Below are 20,437 nucleotides of genomic sequence, written 5' to 3'. Positions count from 1 at the left end.
ACCGATGAGCAAGGATCTTCGATTACCGACGTACGAACAGTTTCTCGAATACCGCGCGACCGTCATCCGGGCGATCGCCCTCGCGTGGCATTCGCCGGCGTTTCTCGACAAGCTCGAGGCCGATCCGGTCCACGCATTGCGCGAGCAGTTCGACTATCACTTCCCGTTCAAGCTCGACCTGAAGGTGCAGCTCAAATCGTCGGAATGGACGCCGACCGTCAACGGCGACTGGACGGCCGGCCAGAAAAACAGGCTCACGCTGTACCTGCCGCCCGCGCCGGCCGACGAGACGCAGTTCGCGCAGGCGCTGGCCGCGTACAACGCGGACCACATCACCATCATGGAATGACTCCGGGGAAACCGACATGGCAAAGGACAACGCGAATCCGACGCTCGAATCGATGCTGGAGTTTCAGAAGGTCTATCTGCGTGCGATCGCGCTTTCGTGGCGCGACCCGGCGTTCAAGACCGAATTGCTGGACCGGCCGCTGGATACGCTCGCGAAATACTTCGGCTATCAGTGCCCGTGGATCATCGACATCGATATCGAGAAGACGGGCGGCGATCATGGCTGGACGAGCGACGGGAAAGGCGGCGGGAGCTGGAACCTGCCGCGCAACGTGATGACGGTCGGCATACCGGAGCAGCCGGTGCACCTGGACGAGGAGGCCGTGGCGCTCGCGGCCTACTGCGACGCGGGGCCGTGTTACCTGTTCACCTGCTGTTGACCGGGCGCGGCCGACCCGCGCACCGTCGCGCGGCCCGGCGGGGTGGCCCGGGCCGCGCGACGTTTATCCGACCCGTCGCACGGAGCCCGATGCATGCTCGATGACCTTTCGCGCGTATTGCGCTTCAAGCCGCACTTGCTCGTGCTCGATGCCGGCCCCGAGACGCTGTTCGTCGTCGACGAATTCAAGCGAGCGATGCTGTCCGGCGCGATCTTCGTGCGGATCGCCGCGTGCCTGCGGGGCCGCATGACGATTGCCGAGATCGTGACGTCGCTGGCCGGCACGTTCGGCGAATGGGACGTGCTCGCGCGGCTCGACCATCTGGTGCGGCGCGGCTACGTGCGCGCCGATCCGCCGCACGGCGACGATGCGGCGCGCGGCTATTTCGAGCGCGCCGGGCTCGACGGCGACGCGGCGTGCGCGCGCGTCGCGCAACTGCGGGTCGCGGTGGAGACGTTCGGTGCGAACGGCGCGCCGCTCCGGCGCGCGCTCGACACGGCCGGTATCGGCATCGCCAAGGAAGCCGAACTGACCGTCGCGATCGTCGATACGCACGACCGCGACGATCTCGCCGCATGCGCCGCCCGCGTGGCGGCGCGCGGCGGTGCGCTGCTCGTCGTCGCGGCCGGCGGTGTGCAGACGCTGATCGGGCCGTTGCTGGCCGACGGCGTCGACGCGCTTGCCGATGCGCCGTGCGTCGAATGCGTGCGCTACTGGATTCGCGTCAACCGGCCGGTCGAGGCGCTGCTGGCGCGCCATCATGGCTGCGACGCGACGCATGTGCCGCCGGCTGCCTCGCGAGCCGGGGCCGCGGCGGCGGCCGCGCTCGTGGCCGCGACGGTCGAGCAGATCGCGGTCAACCGCGCGGTCGCGGAGCGTTCGCAAACGCATATCGTCGCGCAGCGCCTCGACACGCTGACCGTCGAACGGCACCGCGTGGTCAGGCGGCCGCAATGCCCGTGCTGCGGCCATCCTTTGTGGATGCGCGAGCAGGCGGCGCGTGCGCCGCGGCTCGCCGCGCCTGCGCGGCTGGCGCGCGCGGACGGCGGCTACCGGACCACCGATCCGCAGCAGGTGTTCGCGCGTCACGCGCACCTGATCTCGCCGGTCAGCGGCGCGATCGCGTATCTGCATCCGATGCCGAAGCGGCACGCGGGCCTGCGCAAGGTCTATGCGTCGGGCTTTCTCGTGTGCCCGGCCGCCGTACCGGACAGCAACCGGTTCGACAGGCTCTGCTCCGGCAAGGGTCGCACCGACGAGCAGGCCCGCACCAGCGCGCTGTGCGAGGCGCTCGAACGCTTCAGCAGCGTGTATCAAGGCGACGAGGCAACGGTGACCGGCAGCATCGACGGCCTGCGCGCCGATCCGGCTTGCGACGCCGAGCCGATCCACGTGAACGCGCTTCAGCAATTCAGCGAACGGCAATTCGACGCGCGCGACGCGATCAACGCATTGACGCGCGATGTCCGCAGGCAGGTGCCGCCGCGCTTCACGTCGCGCGACGTGATCGACTGGACGCCTGCGTGGTCGCTCGTCGACGGTCGAAGCCGTCTCGTGCCGCTGAGCTACTGCTACGCGGAAACGCCCGACAGTGCGCGGGCGCCGGCCGCCTGCGTGCACAATCCGAACGGCTGCGCGGCGGGATCGAGCCTCGACGAGGCGATGCTGCAAGGCATGCTCGAGCTGATCGAGCGCGATGCGGTCGCGATCTGGTGGTACAACCGGGTCGAACGCCCCGGCATCGATCTCGCGAGCTTCGCCGATCCGTACTTCGACGCGCTCGTGCACGAATACGCGACGTTCGGATGGCGTGTGTGGGCGCTCGACATCACCACCGATCTCACGGTGCCGACCGTGGCCGCGCTCGCGGAAAATCTGCAGGACGGACGTTTCTCGATCGGTTTCGGTTGTCATCCTGATGGCAGGATCGCGGTGCAGCGGGCGCTGACCGAGGTCAACCAGTTGCTCGATATCGCGGCGGATGCGCCCGATCCGTGGGATCGCGACATGCTTTCGTCGACGGGATTTCTGTATCCGGCGCCAGGCACGCCCGCCACGACGCATTCGACGTGGCAGCCGCTCGATATCGCGTCGTTGCCGGCGGCGATCGCGCATTGTGTCGGGCGGATCGCGGCGGCCGGGATGGACGTGCTCGTCGTCGACAAGACGCGGCCCGACATCGGCTTGTCCGTGGTGCAGGTGATCGCGCCCGGGCTGTGCCATTTCTGGCCGCGTTTCGGCGCGCGGCGGCTTTATTCGGTTCCGGTGGCGCTGGGTTGGCGTGCGCGGCCGTGCGACGAAACGGCGCTGAATCCGGCGCTGCTGTTTCTGTGACCTGCGCGCGCAATCGTGTTGTCGTCGAACCGCGCGGGCTGCCGGAACGTCGACAGCCCGCGCCGGATCAGAACCGCGTACTGAACCCCACCCGCGCGATCGACTGCAGCGCGCCGCTCGATGCGCCGTTCGCATCCATCACGCCGTTGATCTGCGCATTGCTGCCGTGGCTCGCGCGTTGATGCACGCCGGCCACGTACACCATCGTGCGCTTCGACAGCCAGTACTGGACGGCGGCGAGCAACTGGTGCGCGTGCGCGTTGTCGAGCGTGTCGTTGCCTTTCATGTACGTGTAGCTCGCGCCGATCACCCATACCGGGGACGGCCGCCACGCGGCACCGGCTTCCGCCGACCACGCCCCCGCGCCGTTCCGCGCGTTGTGCACGGTCGTGACGAGCGCCTTGCCCGTGACCGTGCCGACCGTGTAGTGCACGCCCGCGCCCCAGTTGCGCACGCTGGTGGGCGGCAGCCCGCCGGCCGCGCCGTATTTCTGGTTCGTATAGGCGACGCCCGCGCCGAACGGGCCGCGATCGTAGCTCGCGCCGATGCTGACCGTGTTGTTCGCACCGATCGATCCCGCGACGTTGCCGAAGCCGTACAGCGCGCCGACAGTCAGGCCCGACAGCGACGGGCTCGTGTACTTGACCGAATTCGCGACGCGATTGCTGCCCGCGACGCGGTCCCAGTCGAATGCGCCGGTCGGGTTGTTCGGCAGCGCGAGCCGGTCGAACGGCCCGTTGCGAAAGCCGTACAGGCCGACGAGATCCTGCGCGATCTCGTTGCCGCTGGCGGCCAGCGCATCGACCATGAATTCGTACTGGTTGCCGAGCGTCAGCGTGCCGTACCGGTCGTTCTGCAACCCGACATAGGCCGTGCGCGCGAACAGCCCGCCGCCGATGATCGAGCCGTTGCCGAGCGAATACTGGTTGACGAGCCGGAAGATCGCGCGCGTGCCCGCGCCGAGATCCTCCTTGCCTTCGAAGCCGAGCAGGTTCGGAAAGAAGATGTTGTCGTCGAATTTCGCGGCGCCGTGGCCGCCCTGGTTGCTGACGTAGCTGATGCCGGCATCCATCAGCCCGAACATCGTCACGCTGCTCTGGGCGAATGCCGCAGCCGGAAGCGTGCAGGCCGCGAGGGCCAGAAAGGTCTTTTTCGTCATCTCCAAAGTGCTCCTCACATGATCCGGTCGAGCCGGATATTTTTTAATGGGACTACTGATTGATATGAAGAAACGGGAACCGGGCGAACCCGGTTCGGCGACGGTCACGGGAAGCCGTGACGTGCAACGCGCATGGGCAGATCCGCGTCGATCCGTCGATGCGCGGCGTGTCGAGCGCTAGACCGTCGAATACCCGCCGTCCACCGGCACGACCGCGCCGGTGACGAACGACGCGCCGGGCGAGCACAGGAACAGGATCACTTCCGCGACTTCGTCGGTCGTGCCCCAGCGCCCGAGCGGCGTGCGCTCGACGATGCGGCGCGACGCCTGCGTGTCGGCCATCAGCGCGCTGCTGAGCGGCGTGTCGATCCAGCCCGGCGCGACCGCGTTCACACGGATGCCGTGATCGGCCCACGCCTGCGCGAGCGAACGCGTGAGCTGCGCGATGCCGCCCTTGCTCGCGCTGTACGCGGGCCGGTCCTTGCTGCCGAAGTACGTGTACATCGACGCGATATTGACGATGCTGCCGCCGGTGGCCGCCAGCGCGGGCAGCGCGGCGTCGGAGGCCCGCATCACCGACGTCAGGTTCACGTTCAGCACGTGCTCGAACTGGTCCATCCGGTATTCGTCCGCGTGGCGGCTGATGCCGACGCCGTTGACGAGCGCGCCGAGCCGCGGCAGCCCGGCGATCGTGCGCGTCAGTGCCGCGCCGTCGGCCACGTCGAGTTCCACGCACCGGATGCGGTCATGCACCGGCGCGTGCGGACCGGCGGCGTCGAGCCCGAGCGCGACGACCGACGCGCCGGCCTGCGCGAACCGCAGCGCGGTGCGCGCGCCGATGCCCGACGTGCCGCCCGTCACCACGACGGTCTGCCCGTCAAACGCCCACTGACGATTCATGCTCGGCACTCCCGATGGTGGTGGCGCGACGGGCTGGCCGCTGCGCGGGTGAAACGAGGATCTTGATCTGCGTGCGATCGGCGAGCAGCGCGTCGAAGCCGTCGGCGACGGCGTCTTCGAGCGACACGGTGCGCGTGACGATCGACGTGAGGTCGAGCGCGCCCGACGCGACGATGCGCAGCAGGTCTTCGTACGCATGCCGATAGCCGACGCTCGCGGTGAAGGTCAGTTCGTCGTTGACCGCGCGGAACGCGTCGAAACCCGCGTGCGGCATCAGGCCCACCATCACGACGCGGCCGCCCTTGCGCAGTGCCCGCATCGCTGATTCGAACGTGGCCTGCAATCCGGCCGCCTCGAAGCTCGCATCGACGCCGAGCCCGCCCGTGGCCGCGCGAATCGCGTCCTGCAGCGCGGACGCATCGAGCCCGCGCGCATCGAACGCATGCGTCGCGCCGAAGCGCGTGGCGGCCGCGAGCCGTTCGGGCGACACGTCGACGGCGACGATCGTCGTCGCGCCCTGCCGCTTCGCGAGCATGATCAGCAGCAGGCCGATCGGGCCGAGCCCGAACACCGCGCAGGTCTCGCCGAGCCGCAGCTCGCTGCGTCGCAGCGCGTGCAGCGCAACGGCGGCCGGCTCCATCACCGCGGCCTGTTCGAGGCTCACGCCGTCGGGCAGGCGATGCAGCATGTAGGCGGGCACGACCGCGAAGTCGGCCATCCCGCCGTCGCCCATCAGCCCGGCGAAGCCCATCGACACGCACAGGTTGTACGACCCCGCGCGGCAGTACGCGCACTGGCTGCAGCGATACTCGGGCTCGACCGCGACGCGGTCGCCCGCGCGCAGCGTCGTCACGCCTGCGCCGACTTCGACGACGGTGCCGCAGAACTCGTGGCCGAGCGTCAGCGGCGCGGTGCGGCGCGACAGCGGATGCGGCGCGTCGACCGGAATCGCGTGCGGGCCGTCCGCATATTCGTGCAGGTCGCTGCCGCAGATGCCGCAATACGCGACCGCGATGCGCACGTCGCCGGGGCCGACGTGCGGCGTGTCGATTTCCACGAGACGGACGTCGCGCGGGCCATGCCATTGAAGTGCGCGCATGTCAGCGTCCTCCGAGGTTTTGCGTATCGAGGCGGCCGGCCGCGGCGCCGGCGAGCGCGCGCTTGCGCAGCACGGCCGGCGCGGTTTCGACGAGGCCGAACGACAGCACGCACGCGAGGATCGCGCCGGTGGTCGACGTCCACATCGCGAACTGCAGGCCGTACTTGTCCGCGGCGAAGCCGGCGACGGTCGGTGCGACGAAGCCGCCGATCAGCTCGCCGGCGCCCATGATCAGCCCGAGCGCGCTCGCGATCGCGCGCGGCGGCACCGTCTCGGCCGGGATCGTCGCCATGAACAGCGTGAAGCAGCCGAGGCCCGTGTACGTGACGAACACCAGCGCGCCGAGCGCCCAGACGGAGCCGACGTGGATCAGCACGACCGGGCACACGGCCGCGATCAGCGCGAACGCGATCATCGTCGGCTTGCGGCCGATCCGGTCGGAGATCGCCGGCACCGCGAAGCCCCAGAACACCCACGCGGCGCCGAGGCAGGTCATCACGACGCCCATGTCGGCCGGCGACAGGTGGCGGCTTTCCACGAGGAATACCGGCGCGAACGAGATGATCACGACGAACCACGTGAGGAAGAAGCAGCTGATCAGCACGCAGAGCAGGATGTTGCGCTCCTTCAGCAGCGCCCAGCGGCTGACCGTCGCACCGCCGGCGGCCGGTGCCGCGGTGGTGTCGGCCTGCGCGTGGCGCACGCCGCCGGGCGGCACTTCGCGCACCCAGCGCCAGATGCAGAACGCGATCAGGAAGCCCGGAATGCACGACACGTAGAACGCCTCGCGCCAGCCGTACGCGGTGGCGATGCCGATCACGACCGGCGGGCCGATCATCGCGCCGAGCAGGCCGGCGGCCGAGCCCTGCAGCAGGCCCATGTTCAGCCCGCGGCGGCTCGGCGTCGAACTTTCGACCATCAGCGATTGCGACAGCGGCAGCACCGGCCCTTCGGCGATGCCCATCAGCGCGCGAAACGCGATCAGGCTCGCGAAGCCGCCGACGAGGCCCGACAGCGCCGAGCACACGGAAAAGCCGAGCACGGCCGCGATCAGCAGCGGCTTGCGGGTGCCGCGCGCGTCGGACCATGCACCCGTGGCGGCGCCCGACAGCGCCCATGTGAGTGCGAGCGCGGACGACACCATGCCGAGCTGCGTGTTCGTCAGGTGCAGCTCGGCCGACATGAACGGAAACAGGAACGACAGCGCGAGGCGGTCGAAGAACACGAAGCCGAACGTCATGAACAGGATCAGCAGCAGCCTGTTCTCGTACGTCCAGGCGGGCCGGGAGGAGGACGGGGAAGTCATCGTGAGCCTCGCCGCGCGTCAGCGGAACAGCTTCTCGATCGCTTGCGCGCCGAGGCCGACCTTCTCGTAATGCGCCTTGCACATCGCGATGTACGAGTGCACGTCGAAGTAGCCGTCGGGATTGCCTTCGTCGTCGAGCCAGATCAGCGGGCCCTTGACGATGAAGAACGCGCGCATCGGCTCGGGGTGATCGAACGCGACGAGCGTGTGGCCTTCGCCCGGCGTCTCGTACACGAAATCGCCGCGCGTCGCGGTCCATTCGTGTTCCAGGTAGCCCCATTTCCCGGACAGCGTGTACGCGAACACCTCGTGCGGGTGATAGTGCCGGTTCACGAGCCCGGCTTCCTTCGCCATCAGGATGTCGCACCATTTGTTCTGCGACGGCGAGATCCACAGTGGCCGCGACGAAACCGTTTCGGTGAACGGAACGTAATAGCGCTCGTCGTCGGTGGCCGCGTTCGGGATGTAGGCTTCGGGCAGCGCATCGGGCTTGAACGGATTGGCAATCGCCGGGATGTTTTGCCAGAATTCGGATACGGCTTTGTCGACCATGGTGTGTCTCCTTGTATGTAGGGGTGTCGTGGGCTCGACTTTAGCCAGCCGGTGCGCGCCGCTCTTGACTGGGCTGGACGAATTGCTTGACCGCGCCGGACATTGCATCGCACCAGGATCCAGACGAACCATCCCCCAATCCGTGCCGCTCCGCACGACAGGCGCCAGCAGGAGGCGACGTGACGAATTCGACCGTTTTTTCACGCACGCGAGGTTCGACGGCCGACGTGCCGGCGCGCGACAGGATGGCGTACTGGGATGCGTTCAACGCGGCGACGCTGGTCGGCCTGCGCTGCTCGTCGCTGTCGCCGGCCGGGCTCGAAGTGGAGAAGACCGACATCGCGCTGCCGGGCCTCGGCATCGCCGACATCAGCGGGCAGGATCACGTGATCGAGCGCAGCCCCGCGCTGGTGCGCCAGTTGCCGAAGGAATCGCTGTTCGCGTGCCAGATCCTGAGCGGGCGCGCGTATTTCATCCAGCGCGACCGGTGCCTGCTCGCGGAAGCCGGCGATGTCGTCGTCTACGACACGCGCGTGCCGTATCTGTTCGGATTCCTGACGCCGATGCGGCAGTTGCTGATCGATATCCCGATCACGACGCTCGACGACCGCCTCGATGCGGAGCTGGCCGCGCTGCCGCTGCGGATCGCGCCGAAGCCGGGTGCGGGCGCGATGCTCGGCGCGACGTTGCGCGCGAGCGTCGAGCGGTTCATGAAGGCGCCGGTCGAGCGCGACGCCGCGCGGTTCGCCGAGCACACGCGCACGCTGATCGCGGCGCTCGTCGATGCGGAGGTGAACGGCGTGGGCGCATCGCGCGCGTCGCTGTCGTACCTGCTGACCGCGAAGCAATACATCGCGACGCATCTCGGCGAACCGGAACTCGGGCCGCAGGCCGTCGCCGATGCGGTCGGGCTGTCGCTGCGGCATCTGGGGCGCCTCTTCGCGGCCGAAGGCGAGTCGATCACGCAGCACATCTGGTCGGAGCGGTTGTCGCACGCGCATCGCGAACTGACCGACGCGCGGCTGCGCAAGGCGAGCATCGGCGAGATCGCGTTTCGCTGGGGGTTTTCGAGCCAGGCGCACTTCAGCCGCGCGATCCGCGAGCGCTACGGCGCGTCGCCGATGGCGCTGCGCGACGCGGCGCGTGACGCCGCGGGCTGACGCCGGTTTTCCGACAGGTCGACGGCGGCGCGTGCATCACGCGCCGTCTGCGTTTTCGGCACGGCGTGCTGCGGCGCACACGCACGTGCATTGCGTCACGCCGTCAACATGAACGCCGCGCAGCGCTCCGCGATCATGATCGTCGGCGCGTTCGTGTTGCCGGACACGATGCGCGGCATCACCGATGCATCGCAGATCCGCAACCCGTCGACGCCTTGCACGGCGAGACGCGGTGTGACGACCGCGTGCGCGTCGCTGCCCATGCGGCACGTACCGGCCGGGTGATAGACGGTTTTCGCGCGACGCCGCACGTAGTCGGCGAGCGCGGCGTCGGTCAGCGTCTCGGCTTCGCGAACGAGGCGGGCGAGCGATGGCGCGCGGAGAATCTGCCGCGCGAGCCTGACGCCGCGCACGAGGCCCTCGACGTCGGCCGGGTCCGACAGCGCGCCGCTGTCGAACAGGATCGGCGCGGCCGGATCGTTGCCGCGCAGTTGCACGGTGCCGCGCGAGCGCGGCCGGAGCAGGCACGGGTTGATCGACAGGCCGTGGCCGGGCAGCGGGGCGCGGTCGACGTCGCCGACGAGCGTCGGCAGCACGTGGAACTGGATGTCCGGGCGGCCGCCACCGGTCGTATCGACGAACGCGCCCGATTCGACGACGTTCGACGTCAGCAGGCCGGAGCGGCACAGCATCCATTGCAGCCCGTGCCGCAACGCCCGCCACCCGCGATCCTCGCCGAGCAGGCTGACCGGTGCCTGGGTGCGGCCGTAGATCGATACCTCGAGGTGATCCTGGTAGTGCGCGCCGACGTCGCGGCTGTCGTGCAGCACGTCGATGCCGTGCGCGTGCAGGTGCGCGCCGGGGCCGATGCCCGACAGCATCAGCAGCTTCGGCGTGCTCAGCGCGCCGGCCGCGAGCACGACGTCGGCGCGCGCGGCGGCCGCTCCCGTCGCGCCGCTCGCGGTGCGCCATTCGACGCCGCTCGCGCGGCGCCCGTCGAACCGGATGCGCGTCACGCGGCAGCCGGTCAGCACGCGCAGGTTCGGATCGGCGATCGCGTCGGCCAGATAGGTGGCCGCGGTGCTGCCGCGCTGGCCGTCGAAGATCGTCGTGTGATAGAAGCCGACGCCATGCTGCGCGGCGCCGTTGAAGTCGTCGTTGTACGCGATGCCGGCTTCCTGCGCGGCCTTCACGAACGCGAGGCTCAGCGGATGCCGGAAGCGCGTGTCGCCGACCTTCAACGGCCCGTCGGTGCCGTGGAACGGCTCGGACAGCCGCAGATGCGATTCGGCGCGCTTGAACACCGGCAGCACGTCGTCCCAGCCCCAGCCGGTGCAGCCGAGCGCGGCCCAGTCGTCGTAGTCGTCGCGCGTGCCGCGCACGTACAGCATCGCGTTGACCGAGCTGCCGCCGCCGAGCGTGCGGCCCTGCGGCACGTAGGTCTTGCGTCCCGCGGCGCCCGGCTGCGGCTCGCTCTCGAACGTCACCGTCCGTTGCGTGCCGAGCACGCGGATGAACGTCGCCGGAATCCGGATGAACAGGCTGTCGTCCTTCGGGCCGTCCTCGAGCAGCAACACGCGCCGGCCGGCCTTCACCAGCCGGTGCGCAACCGTGCAGCCGGCCGAACCGCCGCCGACGACGATGTGGTCGTACGTCTCCATCCCGCTTCTTCTCCTTGCTGTCGGGCGGCGGAACGAATGCCGCCGCGCAGGAAGCCAGCTTAGCGAGCGGGTTGCGGCCCGATTTGACCGACGCGGACGCCGTGCTTGCCTCGGCGGGACATGCGGCGAGCGGCGGTGCGAGGAGCGGGTGGCAGCGGTTAGCGCGTGTCGGCCGGCGCGCGCGTGTCGCTTGGCGTTTCGCCGAACCGCGCGCGATAGCTGCGGCTGAAGTGCGCGCTGTTGTTGAAGCCCCAGCGGAACGCAATTTCGCTGACCGTCAGGTGCTTCAGCGACCGGTCGCGCAGGTCGGCGCGGCAGCGTTCGAGCCGCCGCGCGAGGATGTAGCGCGTGAGCGGCGTGCCTTCGATCTCGAACACGCGGGCGAGCTGGCGCGGCGACAGGTTGATCGCGCGGCTGACCGACCGGCTGTCGAGATCGTCGTCGGCGAGATGGCTGTCGATGAACGCCTTCGCGCGCGACAGCGTGTGGACCGTCGATTTCGTCGGCGACGCGTCGCCGTCGCGCAGCCGCAGCATCGACTGCACGAGCTCGAGGATCGCGGCGGCGCGCCGTTCGCGCGCGTCGGGCGTCGGCTCCTGCGGCGCGGCGAGCAGCGCAACCACCTGCCGCACGGCCCACGACGAGACCCCGTCGTCGCGATCGATCTTGACGAGGCTGCGGTAGCGCCACGGGGCGACGCGGGCTTCGAACACGTCGCGCGGCACGTCGAGCACGGTCATCGCCATGTCGGCGGGAAAGCCGTGACCGTACGGCATCGACGTGTCGTACAGCACGAGGTCGCCGGGCCCGTGCTGCATGCAGTCGACGTCCTGGAACGTATAGCCGTGCCCTTCGTGCATCAGGCAGATGAACACGGCGTCGCGCTGGTCGGCGTGGATGTTGTGCGACGTGCGCACGACCGCGTGCCGGTTCGCGACGATGTCGCACGCGCGGAACAGCCCGAGATCGCGTTTGCGCAGCGACGCATCGATCCCTTCGGACGACTTTCCGCTGCATTCGATCCGCACGAGCGTGCGTGCGACGTGGTCGACCCAGAAGTCGACGCGCTCGGCGCCGCGTACGGCGCGCGTCGAGATCGTGGCGATCTCCGTGCTGGTGTCCGGCATGACGTTCTCCCGATGACGGCCCGAGCGGCGCAGTCTCGGGCACGCCGAACGTCGCGGTCAATCCGTGAAAGACCCGGGACGTGCGCGTGACGCGCTTGCAGCGGGGCGCGGCGCGCGATTGCGCGATCGATGGCCGTCCGGGTCAACGAAAGCGGCCGTGCGAGTCAAGACACGTATGCGGCTTTGTGGGGTAGGCGTGGCCGGCTTACTTCGGCTTCGACGAGGACGATGGCAGCCCGAGCGACACGTCCTCCGCGTAGCCCATCTTGCCGTCGCGGAATTCGACGCTCACGTGGTCCGCCCGGTGCGCGCCGGTGACGTTCGCGTAGATCGACGTCATCACCATCCCCGCGTCGCAGTCGAGCGCGATGGTGCGATCGACGCGCCCCGTCGCGATGTTCACGGCCCGTAGCGACTGCATCGCCACGCCGCACTTGTCGGACCGCGCGTAGACGCCGACCAGCATGTGCGTCTTGGTGCGATACCACATCGGGATATCGACGCTGCCGTCGAGTTGCAGGTGCGGGTCGTCGGTGTCGTTCAGCCGCCCGACTTCGTTCAGCGTGATCGGCAGCGTCTTGCGGCCGTCGTCCCACGTGCCGGTCGCCGCTTTGCCGCTGACGGTCAGCGCGATCGGGCAAGGCTTCGGTCGTGACGGCGAGGCGGCCGGCACGACCGGCGCGTCGGCGTTCGATGCGGGCGACGACGCTTCGCACAGCGTCAGGCGGCCGTCGGGCTCGCGCTGGCCGCGCAACGGGATCGGCTTGCGATGCGCGTCGTAATAGTAGCTGCCGTCGACGCGCCAGCGGCCCGCGTCGTTGTGGTTGATCGCGTCGTAGGTCTGCAGCGACACGTGCACCGGCGCGTTGCCGATCGTGCCGGTGTAGTTCGCGATTTCGTACCAGCCCGCGAACGATACGGCCGGTGCGCAGGCGAGCAGCGCGGCGATCGTCGTGGCGAGCGGACGGACATGACGGGCAGCACGGGAGCGGCGGGCAAGGTGGATCATCGGCGGTTTCTTATGCGTGGTTTTGATTCGGCGCGAAGAAGCCCGGTCGAGCCCCGCGGCCATCGGATGCTCGCCATTGTATCCATCCGCCCTGCGTGAATCGCGGGCAAGCCGTGGAGCCGCCTGCCCGTGCGATTCCATCGGCTTGCCGCCGCGGCAGACTTCAGGGGGCGCTGGCTTCGTCGATCCGGCGGATGTCGTCCTGATCGAGCGTGACGCGGATCGCCTCGCCGAGCAGCGCGAGCTGCGCGAGCGACGTCGCGCTCGCGATCGGCGCGGTGATCGTCGGCCGCGCGATCTGCCACGCGAGCGCGATCGCGGCCGGCTGCGTATTGTGCTTCGCCGACACCGCGTCGAGCGCGGCGAGGATGCGCAGGCCGCGCGCGTTCAGATAGCCGGCGACGCGATCACCGCGCACGCTCTTCTTCAGGTCGGCTTCGCTGCGGTACTTGCCCGACAGGAACCCGCTCGCGAGCGCGTAGTAGTTGACGACGCCGAGCTTCAGGTCACGCACGACCGGCTCGAGATCGCGTTCGTAGTCGGCGCGGTCGAGCAGGTTGTATTCGGGCTGGATGACCTGGTAGGCGGGCAGCCCGTCGCGCGCGCTGATCGCGGCGGCCTCGCGCAGGCGTGCGCCGCTGTAGTTCGACGCGCCGATGATGCGCACCTTGCCCGCGTCGATCAGCGTCTGATACGCGCCGAGCGTTTCTTCGAGCGGGGCCGTGTCGGCGAGATCGCGGTGGGAGAAATACAGGTCGATGTAGTCGGTCTGCAGGCGGCGCAGCGAATCGTCGACGGCCTTCAGGATGTTGTCTTTCGACAGCCCCGCGCGCGCGTCGAGCAGGCCGACCTTGGTCGCGATCACGACCTGCTCGCGCTTGCCGGAGCGCTTCAGCCACTTGCCGATGATCGTTTCCGATTCGCCGCCGTGATTGCCGGGAACCCAGGCCGAATAGACGTCGGCCGTGTCGATGAAGTTGATGCCGGTGTCGGCGAGCGCGTCGAGCAACGCGAACGATGCGTTTTCGTCGACGGTCCAGCCGAAGACGTTGCCGCCGAACGCGAGCGGCGAAACCTGGATGCCGGATGTACCGAGGGTGCGATGTGCCATGTTCTGCTCCGTAAGCTGCGGGTGACGGGAGGGACTGCGGGACGTGAAGCCGGTCGCGTTGAGACGGCGAAGCGCATGGCGAGGTTCCGCCGCCGGCGCAGCAACCGGCGGGTTTCGCGCGCGTGCGTCGGGATGCCGGACGAGGCGACGTCATCATGGCGGCGACGTCCGTTCGAGCACCGGCTCCCACGCGCGCAACGTGCTGTATTTATTACCGATTTTCCGTGCCGGGACAGGGAAATGACGTAGGGCGTCAACGTTGTCGCGCTGCGTTGTCTACGATATCCTTTCATCCCAAAATTAGGGATGGCAGCGGGCCGTTTCCATACGAACGAAAAATCATTCTGAGGCGGTCATGGCTGACCTGGCGGCATTCATTCGAACCCCGTTTTTCCTGCAAGACAAACGCCTGCTCGCGCTGTCTTTTCCGCACGACGACGCACCGTCGGTGACCGACGCGTACGGGCGGCAACGTCCGGCGCGGCTGGTTGCCGAGCGTCTCGTCGCGCACGAAGGGCTGGGGATCGATTTCACGTTCGACGTGACGCTGCTGTCCAGCGAGGCGGGCATCACGCTGGCCGACATGCTGGGCAAGCTGCTCGCGGTGTCGATGGTGCGCCCCGACGGCGGCCTGCGTTATTTCACCGGCTATTGCACCGCGTTTTCGCTGGTCCGCAACGACGATTCGATTGCGGAATACCGCGCGGTGCTGCGCCCGTGGAGCCATTTCCTGCGGACTCGCGTGAACAACCGCCTGTTCCTCGGCCAATCGCTTCAGCAGCAGATCGGCACGCTGCTCGCCGATTACCAGGGGCTCGCGCCGTCGTGGGAGTGGCGCGTGCGCGGCGACGATCCGGCGCGCACGATGAACGTCCAGGGCGGCGGGCTCGGCGAAAGCGACTGGAACTACATCGTCCGCCATCTGGAAGCCGTCGGGTTCCTGTACTGGTGGGAGCACGACGAGAAAGGCCTGAAGCTGATCGTCGGCGACGACAGCACGGTGCAGTGCCCGGCCGTCGACGGCCGCTCGCCGGTGATCCGTTTCCAGACCCACGACGGCCCGATGGCCGCCGACGCCATTTCCCAATGGTCCGCGGTGCGGTCGTTGTCCGCCGGCAGCTACAGCGCGACCGCGTTCGATTTCAAGGCGCCGCATGCGGCCCATGCGCAGATTCCGACGCTGCATCCGCCGGGCGTCGCGCCGCAGGTCGAGCATCACGAGTACGTGGGGCACTACGGGTTCGCGAAGCAGACGCGCGCCGGCGATGCGCTCGCGCGCGTGCGGATGGAAGAGATCGAGGCGGCCGCGACGCGTTTCGACGCGGCCGGCAACCATCACGGCATCCTGCCCGGCCGCTGGTTCCAGCTGTCCGATCACTTCAGCGCGGCGTCGGGTAGCCCGCAGGATCACGAGTACCTGATTCTCGAAGCCCGTCACGAAGCGGCGAACAATTACCTGCAGGCCGACGGCAAACCCGAGTATCGCAACCGCTTCGTCGCGGGCCATCGACGTACGCCGTGGCGCCCGGGCCGCGGGTTCAACAGCGAACCGGTGCGCGTGCTGGCGCCGCAAACCGCGACCGTCGCCGGCGCGAAAGGGGCCGGCAGCGTCGACGTCGACGAATATGGCCGCGTCTGCATCGTCTATCACTGGGATCGTGCGGCGCAGATCAGCGCGCGGATCCGCGTGGCCGCCGGCTGGGCGGGCGGCGAGAAGGGCATGATCGCGCATCCGCGCGTGGGCAGCGAGGTGCTCGTGATGTGCCTCGACGGCAATCCCGATCGCCCCGTCGTGTCGGGCACCACGTACAACGCGGAACGGATGCCGCCGTGGGCGCTGCCCGACCAGCACGTGCTGACCGGCCTGCGCAGCCGCGAGCTGTCGGGCGACAGCGGCAACGCGGCGGGCGGGCGTTCGAACCACGTGCTGCTCGACGACACGCCGCAGCAGCTCCAGCTGAAGCTGCGCAGCGATACCGACGCGAGCGAGCTGACGCTCGGGCACAACGTCCGCATCGATGCAACCCAGGGGCGCACCGATCAGCGCGCCCGCGGCTTCGAGTTGCGGACCGACGCGCATGGCGCGGTGCGGGCGGCCAAGGGCCTGCTCGTCACCAGCGAGGCGCGCTACGACGCGCGTGCCCACGCGACCGACATCGGCGAGACCGTCGCCCGTCTCGACAAGGCGCACGACCTGCACGAGTCGCTGTCGGGTTCCGCGCACGACGTGAAGGCGCAGGAGTCCGGCGACCAGGATGCCGTCCACCAGGCGCTTCGCACGCAGAACGACGGCCTGAGAGGCAGCGGCGGCAATCCGCAGCAAGGCGAGTTTCCGGAGTTCGCGCAGCCGTTTCTCGCGCTCGCCAGCCCGGCCGGGATCCTGGCCACGACGACGGGGTCGACTCATGTCGCGAGCGATCAGCACGTCGCGTTGACGAGCGGCGCCCACACGAGCATCGGTGCGGGCAAGAGCATGCTGGTCAGCGCGCAGGAGGCGGTGCGCGTCGCCGCGTTCGAGAAGGGCATCCGGCTCGTGGCCGCCGCCGCCGACATCGACATCCAGGCGCTGAAGGACAGCATCAACGTGCTGGCCAAGCTGGACGTGAAGGTCGATGCGAACCGCATCACCATCACCGCGAAGGAAGAAGTCCTGATCAACGGCGGCACCAGCTATACGCGCTGGAACGGCAGCGGCATCGTGCACGGGACCAAGGGCGAATTCACCGCGCATGCCGCGTCGCATACGTTCATCGGGCCGGACAGCCTGCCGGTGCCCGCGCGCGCGTTCCCGGGCACGGCGTGCGCGCCGTGCATGGTCAACGCGGCGTCGATGGCGTCACCGTTCGCGGCCAAGGCGTGAGGCAGGGCAGCGCATGACGAATGACCCGACAGCCGCGCAGGCGGCCGACGCGCTGCAGGCGGCGCTGTCGTCGCAGGACGGGCTGCGCGCTTACGTCCTGATCGACGGTGCCTTGCTCGATACCTTGCCGGACGATGAGAAGGCGTCGTGGCCCGCGTTCGTCGCGGCTTCGCTGCTCGACGACGCCGACGACGAGGCGAGAATCGTCGGGCCGCTGCTGTTCGAATGGCAGCCGGGCGCCGACGGCGCCGATGCCGCGGACGCGATCGAGGTGCGCAGCATTCCATGGCCGGCGGCGAGCGTGCTCGTGTCGCCGCTGTCGCTCGCGCGACTGGCCGCGCATCTGGCGCCGATGGTGGACGTCCAGCTCGAGCAGATGGAGAGCGTGATGCTGATGCGCTTCTTCGATCCGCGCGTGCTGCCGTTCTGGCTCGACATGCTGCCCGCCGCGCATCGCGCGTATCTGGCGCAGGGTGTGCGGCACTGGATTCACCGCGATACCGCGCTGCAGCTTCGCACGGCGGACATCGCCGCGCCCGCCGACGTCAGGCAGGCCGCCGAATTTCCGCTGCAGTTGACCCAGGCGCAGGAGGACGAACTGCTCGCCGCGTGCTATCCGTACACGCTGCTCGAGCGGCTGCGGGTCGAAAAGCCCGCGCTGCTGGCGTCGTTGCCGGCCGCGCAGCACTACGACTTCGTGCGAGACCAACTGGCGCGCTGCCGTGCGCACGGCGCCGACAGCGCGGCGTCGCTGCTGATCTATTGCGAACTGGCGTTGCGGTACGGCGCGCGCTTCGACGAGGATCCGGCGATGGCCGCCGTGTTCGACGCGGTAGCGCAGGGGCAGGCGTTTCCGGAGGCGCTGGCGCGGGTGTCGGCGGAAGACTGGCGGCGGATGCAGGAAGCGGCCGCGTGATGGCGCGTGCGCGACGCGACGCGAATGAAATCGACTGAAAGAGAAGGAAGTTCAATATGAACCGCTGCTGGATCACCTTGCTGTCCGTGATGGTTTTCTCCACGGCTGCCTGCAGCAAGAGCGTGAACGATGCCGAAAAGGACAGCTTGGCGCCGGGCGAAGTGAATAAATGGAACGACCCGAACTACGACGTCATCACCGCCGGGTCCTTCAACTATACGGACTACGACATCTACGGCGTCTATCTGCTGCCGCCCGACAAGAACAGCCTCGACGACGCGGCGAGCGCCGACGGCGCGCACGCCACGCCCCGGAATGCGAAGTACTGGTCCGGCGGGGGCGGCTCGCGCCCGAGTCTCGCGTGGGATTTCCGCTGGAAGACCCCGAAGACGTTCAAGGTGTGGTGGGAGCGCGTGGTCGACAAGCGCGCGATGGAAGCGTCGTCCGCGAACTACGACCCGTACACGCACCGGGAAACCCAGCCGGGGATGGCGTGGTGCGAAGGCGAGATCACGGTCACGCGGCCGCCCGTCAAGGACAAGAGCGGCGGCATCGTGCTGCACTTCTTCCCCGATGGCCGGGTGGAAGGCGACATGGATTTCGAAGTCGACGGCCCGGACCCGAAGGTGGCCCTGTCCAAGCGTGACGCGCAGCCCAAGCTGGCCGACCGCGCGTGCCTGAAGGAAATTCCCAATCCGTTCTATGGGCGCAAGAAGCCGGCCCAGTGGAATTGACGCCGGACACCTGATCGGAACAGGAGCGTAACCGCCATGAGCAATCCTCCCCTCATTCGACGCATCACCGATATCACGCCGGTCGAGGATTCGATCCGCCACGCGCACCGCGAGGCGCTCGATCCGCTGCGGGTCGAGCAATGCAAGGAGTGTCCGAAGCCCGTGTGGTTCACGGCCTTCTTCGATGGCACGGGCAACAACTACGGCGAGGACGGCAACGGCTCGACGGACGTCGCGAGGACCAAGTACAGCAACATCGCCAAGCTCGCGATGTTCGCCCATGTCCCGTTCAACAAGGCCAATCCGCGCACGATGGGCCGGTACGTCGAGGGCGTCGGCACCCCCTGCAGCAAGGTCGGCGATTCGGGCAAGGGTCTCGACGGCGTGTTGGGCATGGCGGCCGCGAGCAAGGGCGAGGCGCGCATCCGCTGGATGCTCCGCGAGCTCGAAAAACACGTGACGAACCACATGCCGGCCGTGAGCCAGATCAACGTGGCCGCGTTCGGTTTCTCGCGCGGCGCCACCGAGGCACGCGCGTTCGTCCGCATGCTGACCGAGCAACTGGCCGAGAACATCGGCGGCCGGCTCTGGTGGAACAAGAAGAACATGAAGGGGATGCGTCCCGAAGTGGTCGTCTACTTCATGGGCATCCTCGATACGGTGGCGTCGACGGGCTTCGGCGGCAGCCGCCTGGAGAAGGCGGCGCCCTACATCGTGGGCGCGATCCTCGGGCCGGTCTATGGCGGCGTGCTGCACGGCATCGACAAGGGCGGCCATGCGGAATGGGCGAACGACATCCGCATTCCGGACTACGTCCGGCAATGCGTGCACTATGTCGCGTCGCATGAGGTCCGGGAGAAATTCCCCGGCGACTCGGTGCGCGAGGATCAGAAGCTTCCCGCGAACTGCCGCGAGGTGTATTACCCCGGCATGCACTCGGACGTGGGCGGCGGCTACGAGCGCAACTACCAGGAAGGGCGAACCAACGAACTGGCCAACGTCGCGCTGAACAATCTCTTCATCGAGGCCTGGAAGGCCGGCGTGCCGTTCCGCGAGCCGAAGGACGTCATGGAAACGGCCGGCGGGCTGTTCGCGATTTCCCGCGAGCTGGAGGCGGCCTGGAACGTGTACATGGGGCAGGGCAACGAGCGTCGCGCGGGCGTGGCGTCGAACAGCGACCGGCTCGAGTCGCAGATCATCTGGCACATGAACCGCTACTACCAGTGGCGCGCCAGCCGCAGCCGGCGCCTGCACGACGGCCGGCTGAAGCCGCCGGGCGGCGTGGACCCCCACATGGCCATCACCGACGGCGAATGGAACGAAGATGCGGATGCCGTGCGTCGGGCCAACGGGGGCATCCTGACGCGGACCATCTCGGAGCAGTACAAGGCGATCGACGCGGCGACGCGGGTCACCGGCAACTGGCTCGGCGGCATCGATCCGGCGGCGCGCGCGACGTTCGACCGGTTCTTCGATCACTACGTGCACGACTCGATTGCGGGCTTCAAGAAGCAGATGGAAGACGGTTACGCCGGCTTCGCCGAAGCGAGCCGCTGGTCGGTCAACCGCCAGTACTTCATGGGCAAGCGCGGCAAGAAGTTCCTGTACTGGCGTTACGAGGGCGACAAGGCCGAGCAGGCCGCCACGCAACTCGCCAAGGCCGATCCGGCGAAGCAGCAGGACCCGATGGCAGCCAACGAGCCGCAGCTCGCCAGCAACCAGCCCGCGGCGGTTGGCGGCACGCTGCCCGACGCGACTTCGACGGCCTGACGCCGAACGCG

17 protein-coding genes are annotated in these 20,437 nt (G+C 68.6%); 8 read left to right on the top strand and 9 right to left on the bottom strand.

The window, feature by feature from the left end; all coding sequences use genetic code 11:
• The first annotated feature begins 4 nt into the window (after nt 1-4).
• The 3 genes from MMB92_RS05105 to MMB92_RS05095 all read left to right on the top strand — a co-directional run bounded on the left by MMB92_RS05105 (nt 5) and on the right by MMB92_RS05095 (nt 3,062).
• The gene (locus tag MMB92_RS05105) at nt 5-349 is read left to right on the top strand and encodes a BMA_0021/BMA_0022 family TOMM bacteriocin (RefSeq protein WP_006488524.1); all 345 of its coding nucleotides are present in this window, start codon (nt 5-7) and stop codon (nt 347-349) included.
• A 16-nt stretch (nt 350-365) separates the two neighbouring features.
• Complete coding sequence (locus tag MMB92_RS05100) at nt 366-728, top strand: BMA_0021/BMA_0022 family TOMM bacteriocin (protein WP_006494601.1); 363 nt, start codon at nt 366-368, stop codon at nt 726-728.
• A 93-nt stretch (nt 729-821) separates the two neighbouring features.
• A complete protein-coding gene (locus MMB92_RS05095) occupies nt 822-3,062 on the top strand; it encodes a TOMM precursor leader peptide-binding protein (protein ID WP_125332566.1) in 2,241 nt (746 codons plus the stop codon).
• A gap of 67 nt (nt 3,063-3,129) precedes the next feature.
• Here the strand turns inward: MMB92_RS05095 and MMB92_RS05090 are convergent, their stop codons facing one another.
• The 5 genes from MMB92_RS05090 to MMB92_RS05070 all read right to left on the bottom strand — a co-directional run bounded on the left by MMB92_RS05090 (nt 3,130) and on the right by MMB92_RS05070 (nt 8,078).
• Nucleotides 3,130-4,221 carry a porin gene (locus tag MMB92_RS05090; RefSeq protein WP_060264126.1) on the bottom strand — a complete coding sequence of 364 codons (1,092 nt, stop codon included), beginning with the start codon at nt 4,219-4,221 and terminating at the stop codon, nt 3,130-3,132.
• Between the two features lie 177 nt (nt 4,222-4,398).
• Nucleotides 4,399-5,121: an SDR family oxidoreductase gene (locus MMB92_RS05085; RefSeq protein WP_058902470.1), complete on the bottom strand. Its 723-nt coding sequence runs from the start codon at nt 5,119-5,121 to the stop codon at nt 4,399-4,401.
• Nucleotides 5,099-6,220, bottom strand: coding sequence for a 2,3-butanediol dehydrogenase (locus MMB92_RS05080; protein ID WP_006494597.1), 1,122 nt, complete (start codon nt 6,218-6,220; stop codon nt 5,099-5,101). The genes MMB92_RS05085 and MMB92_RS05080 overlap by 23 nt, the downstream gene beginning before the upstream one ends.
• A 1-nt stretch (nt 6,221) precedes the next feature.
• The gene (locus MMB92_RS05075; protein WP_006488522.1) at nt 6,222-7,526 is read right to left on the bottom strand and encodes an MFS transporter; all 1,305 of its coding nucleotides are present in this window, start codon (nt 7,524-7,526) and stop codon (nt 6,222-6,224) included.
• 18 nt (nt 7,527-7,544) lie between these two features.
• Nucleotides 7,545-8,078 (bottom strand): 2,4'-dihydroxyacetophenone dioxygenase family protein, encoded by a 534-nt coding sequence (locus MMB92_RS05070; protein WP_006488523.1) that lies wholly within the window; start codon nt 8,076-8,078, stop codon nt 7,545-7,547.
• A gap of 179 nt (nt 8,079-8,257) precedes the next feature.
• Here MMB92_RS05070 and MMB92_RS05065 point away from each other — a divergent pair, with 179 nt between their 5' ends.
• Complete coding sequence (locus MMB92_RS05065; protein WP_006494596.1) at nt 8,258-9,238, top strand: helix-turn-helix domain-containing protein; 981 nt, start codon at nt 8,258-8,260, stop codon at nt 9,236-9,238.
• A gap of 95 nt (nt 9,239-9,333) precedes the next feature.
• Here the strand turns inward: MMB92_RS05065 and MMB92_RS05060 are convergent, their stop codons facing one another.
• The 4 genes from MMB92_RS05060 to MMB92_RS05045 all read right to left on the bottom strand — a co-directional run bounded on the left by MMB92_RS05060 (nt 9,334) and on the right by MMB92_RS05045 (nt 14,146).
• Nucleotides 9,334-10,899 (bottom strand): GMC family oxidoreductase N-terminal domain-containing protein, encoded by a 1,566-nt coding sequence (locus MMB92_RS05060; protein WP_058902472.1) that lies wholly within the window; start codon nt 10,897-10,899, stop codon nt 9,334-9,336.
• Nucleotides 10,900-11,057: 158 nt separating this feature from the next.
• Complete coding sequence (locus MMB92_RS05055; protein ID WP_125332564.1) at nt 11,058-12,026, bottom strand: helix-turn-helix domain-containing protein; 969 nt, start codon at nt 12,024-12,026, stop codon at nt 11,058-11,060.
• A gap of 205 nt (nt 12,027-12,231) precedes the next feature.
• Complete coding sequence (locus tag MMB92_RS05050) at nt 12,232-13,035, bottom strand: hypothetical protein (protein ID WP_058902474.1); 804 nt, start codon at nt 13,033-13,035, stop codon at nt 12,232-12,234.
• A gap of 163 nt (nt 13,036-13,198) precedes the next feature.
• Complete coding sequence (locus tag MMB92_RS05045) at nt 13,199-14,146, bottom strand: aldo/keto reductase (protein WP_048986186.1); 948 nt, start codon at nt 14,144-14,146, stop codon at nt 13,199-13,201.
• A 355-nt stretch (nt 14,147-14,501) separates the two neighbouring features.
• Between MMB92_RS05045 and MMB92_RS05040 the strand changes: the two genes are divergently transcribed.
• From MMB92_RS05040 to MMB92_RS05025, 4 genes are read left to right on the top strand one after another with little or no spacing between them, the layout of a single operon-like run.
• Complete coding sequence (locus MMB92_RS05040) at nt 14,502-17,006, top strand: type VI secretion system Vgr family protein (RefSeq protein ID WP_034203088.1); 2,505 nt, start codon at nt 14,502-14,504, stop codon at nt 17,004-17,006.
• 13 nt (nt 17,007-17,019) lie between these two features.
• Nucleotides 17,020-17,922: a DUF4123 domain-containing protein gene (locus MMB92_RS05035; RefSeq protein WP_059720965.1), complete on the top strand. Its 903-nt coding sequence runs from the start codon at nt 17,020-17,022 to the stop codon at nt 17,920-17,922.
• Between the two features lie 56 nt (nt 17,923-17,978).
• Complete coding sequence (locus tag MMB92_RS05030; RefSeq protein WP_059720964.1) at nt 17,979-18,656, top strand: DUF3304 domain-containing protein; 678 nt, start codon at nt 17,979-17,981, stop codon at nt 18,654-18,656.
• Nucleotides 18,657-18,692: 36 nt separating this feature from the next.
• Nucleotides 18,693-20,426 (top strand): DUF2235 domain-containing protein, encoded by a 1,734-nt coding sequence (locus MMB92_RS05025; RefSeq protein WP_006482310.1) that lies wholly within the window; start codon nt 18,693-18,695, stop codon nt 20,424-20,426.
• The last annotated feature ends 11 nt before the right edge of the window (nt 20,427-20,437 follow it).

Origin of the sequence: Burkholderia sp. IO2 (assembly GCF_029522185.1) — a bacterium.
GTDB lineage: Bacteria > Pseudomonadota > Gammaproteobacteria > Burkholderiales > Burkholderiaceae > Burkholderia > Burkholderia cenocepacia.
The sequence above is the reverse complement of the archived record's forward strand: the minus strand, read 5'-3'. Positions and strand labels throughout refer to the sequence as shown.

Bases quoted from the DNA above. Each gene is read 5' to 3' on its own strand.
- MMB92_RS05105 (WP_006488524.1), top strand. From the start codon at position 5: ATGAGCAAGGATCTTCGATTACCGACGTACGAACAGTTTCTCGAATAC.
- MMB92_RS05100 (WP_006494601.1), top strand. From the start codon at position 366: ATGGCAAAGGACAACGCGAATCCGACGCTCGAATCGATGCTGGAGTTT.
- MMB92_RS05095 (WP_125332566.1), top strand. From the start codon at position 822: ATGCTCGATGACCTTTCGCGCGTATTGCGCTTCAAGCCGCACTTGCTC.
- MMB92_RS05090 (WP_060264126.1), bottom strand. From the start codon at position 4,221: ATGACGAAAAAGACCTTTCTGGCCCTCGCGGCCTGCACGCTTCCGGCT.
- MMB92_RS05085 (WP_058902470.1), bottom strand. From the start codon at position 5,121: ATGAATCGTCAGTGGGCGTTTGACGGGCAGACCGTCGTGGTGACGGGC.
- MMB92_RS05080 (WP_006494597.1), bottom strand. From the start codon at position 6,220: ATGCGCGCACTTCAATGGCATGGCCCGCGCGACGTCCGTCTCGTGGAA.
- MMB92_RS05075 (WP_006488522.1), bottom strand. From the start codon at position 7,526: ATGACTTCCCCGTCCTCCTCCCGGCCCGCCTGGACGTACGAGAACAGG.
- MMB92_RS05070 (WP_006488523.1), bottom strand. From the start codon at position 8,078: ATGGTCGACAAAGCCGTATCCGAATTCTGGCAAAACATCCCGGCGATT.
- MMB92_RS05060 (WP_058902472.1), bottom strand. From the start codon at position 10,899: ATGGAGACGTACGACCACATCGTCGTCGGCGGCGGTTCGGCCGGCTGC.
- MMB92_RS05055 (WP_125332564.1), bottom strand. From the start codon at position 12,026: ATGCCGGACACCAGCACGGAGATCGCCACGATCTCGACGCGCGCCGTA.
- MMB92_RS05050 (WP_058902474.1), bottom strand. From the start codon at position 13,035: ATGATCCACCTTGCCCGCCGCTCCCGTGCTGCCCGTCATGTCCGTCCG.
- MMB92_RS05045 (WP_048986186.1), bottom strand. From the start codon at position 14,146: ATGGCACATCGCACCCTCGGTACATCCGGCATCCAGGTTTCGCCGCTC.
- MMB92_RS05040 (WP_034203088.1), top strand. From the start codon at position 14,502: ATGGCTGACCTGGCGGCATTCATTCGAACCCCGTTTTTCCTGCAAGAC.
- MMB92_RS05035 (WP_059720965.1), top strand. From the start codon at position 17,020: ATGACGAATGACCCGACAGCCGCGCAGGCGGCCGACGCGCTGCAGGCG.
- MMB92_RS05030 (WP_059720964.1), top strand. From the start codon at position 17,979: ATGAACCGCTGCTGGATCACCTTGCTGTCCGTGATGGTTTTCTCCACG.
- MMB92_RS05025 (WP_006482310.1), top strand. From the start codon at position 18,693: ATGAGCAATCCTCCCCTCATTCGACGCATCACCGATATCACGCCGGTC.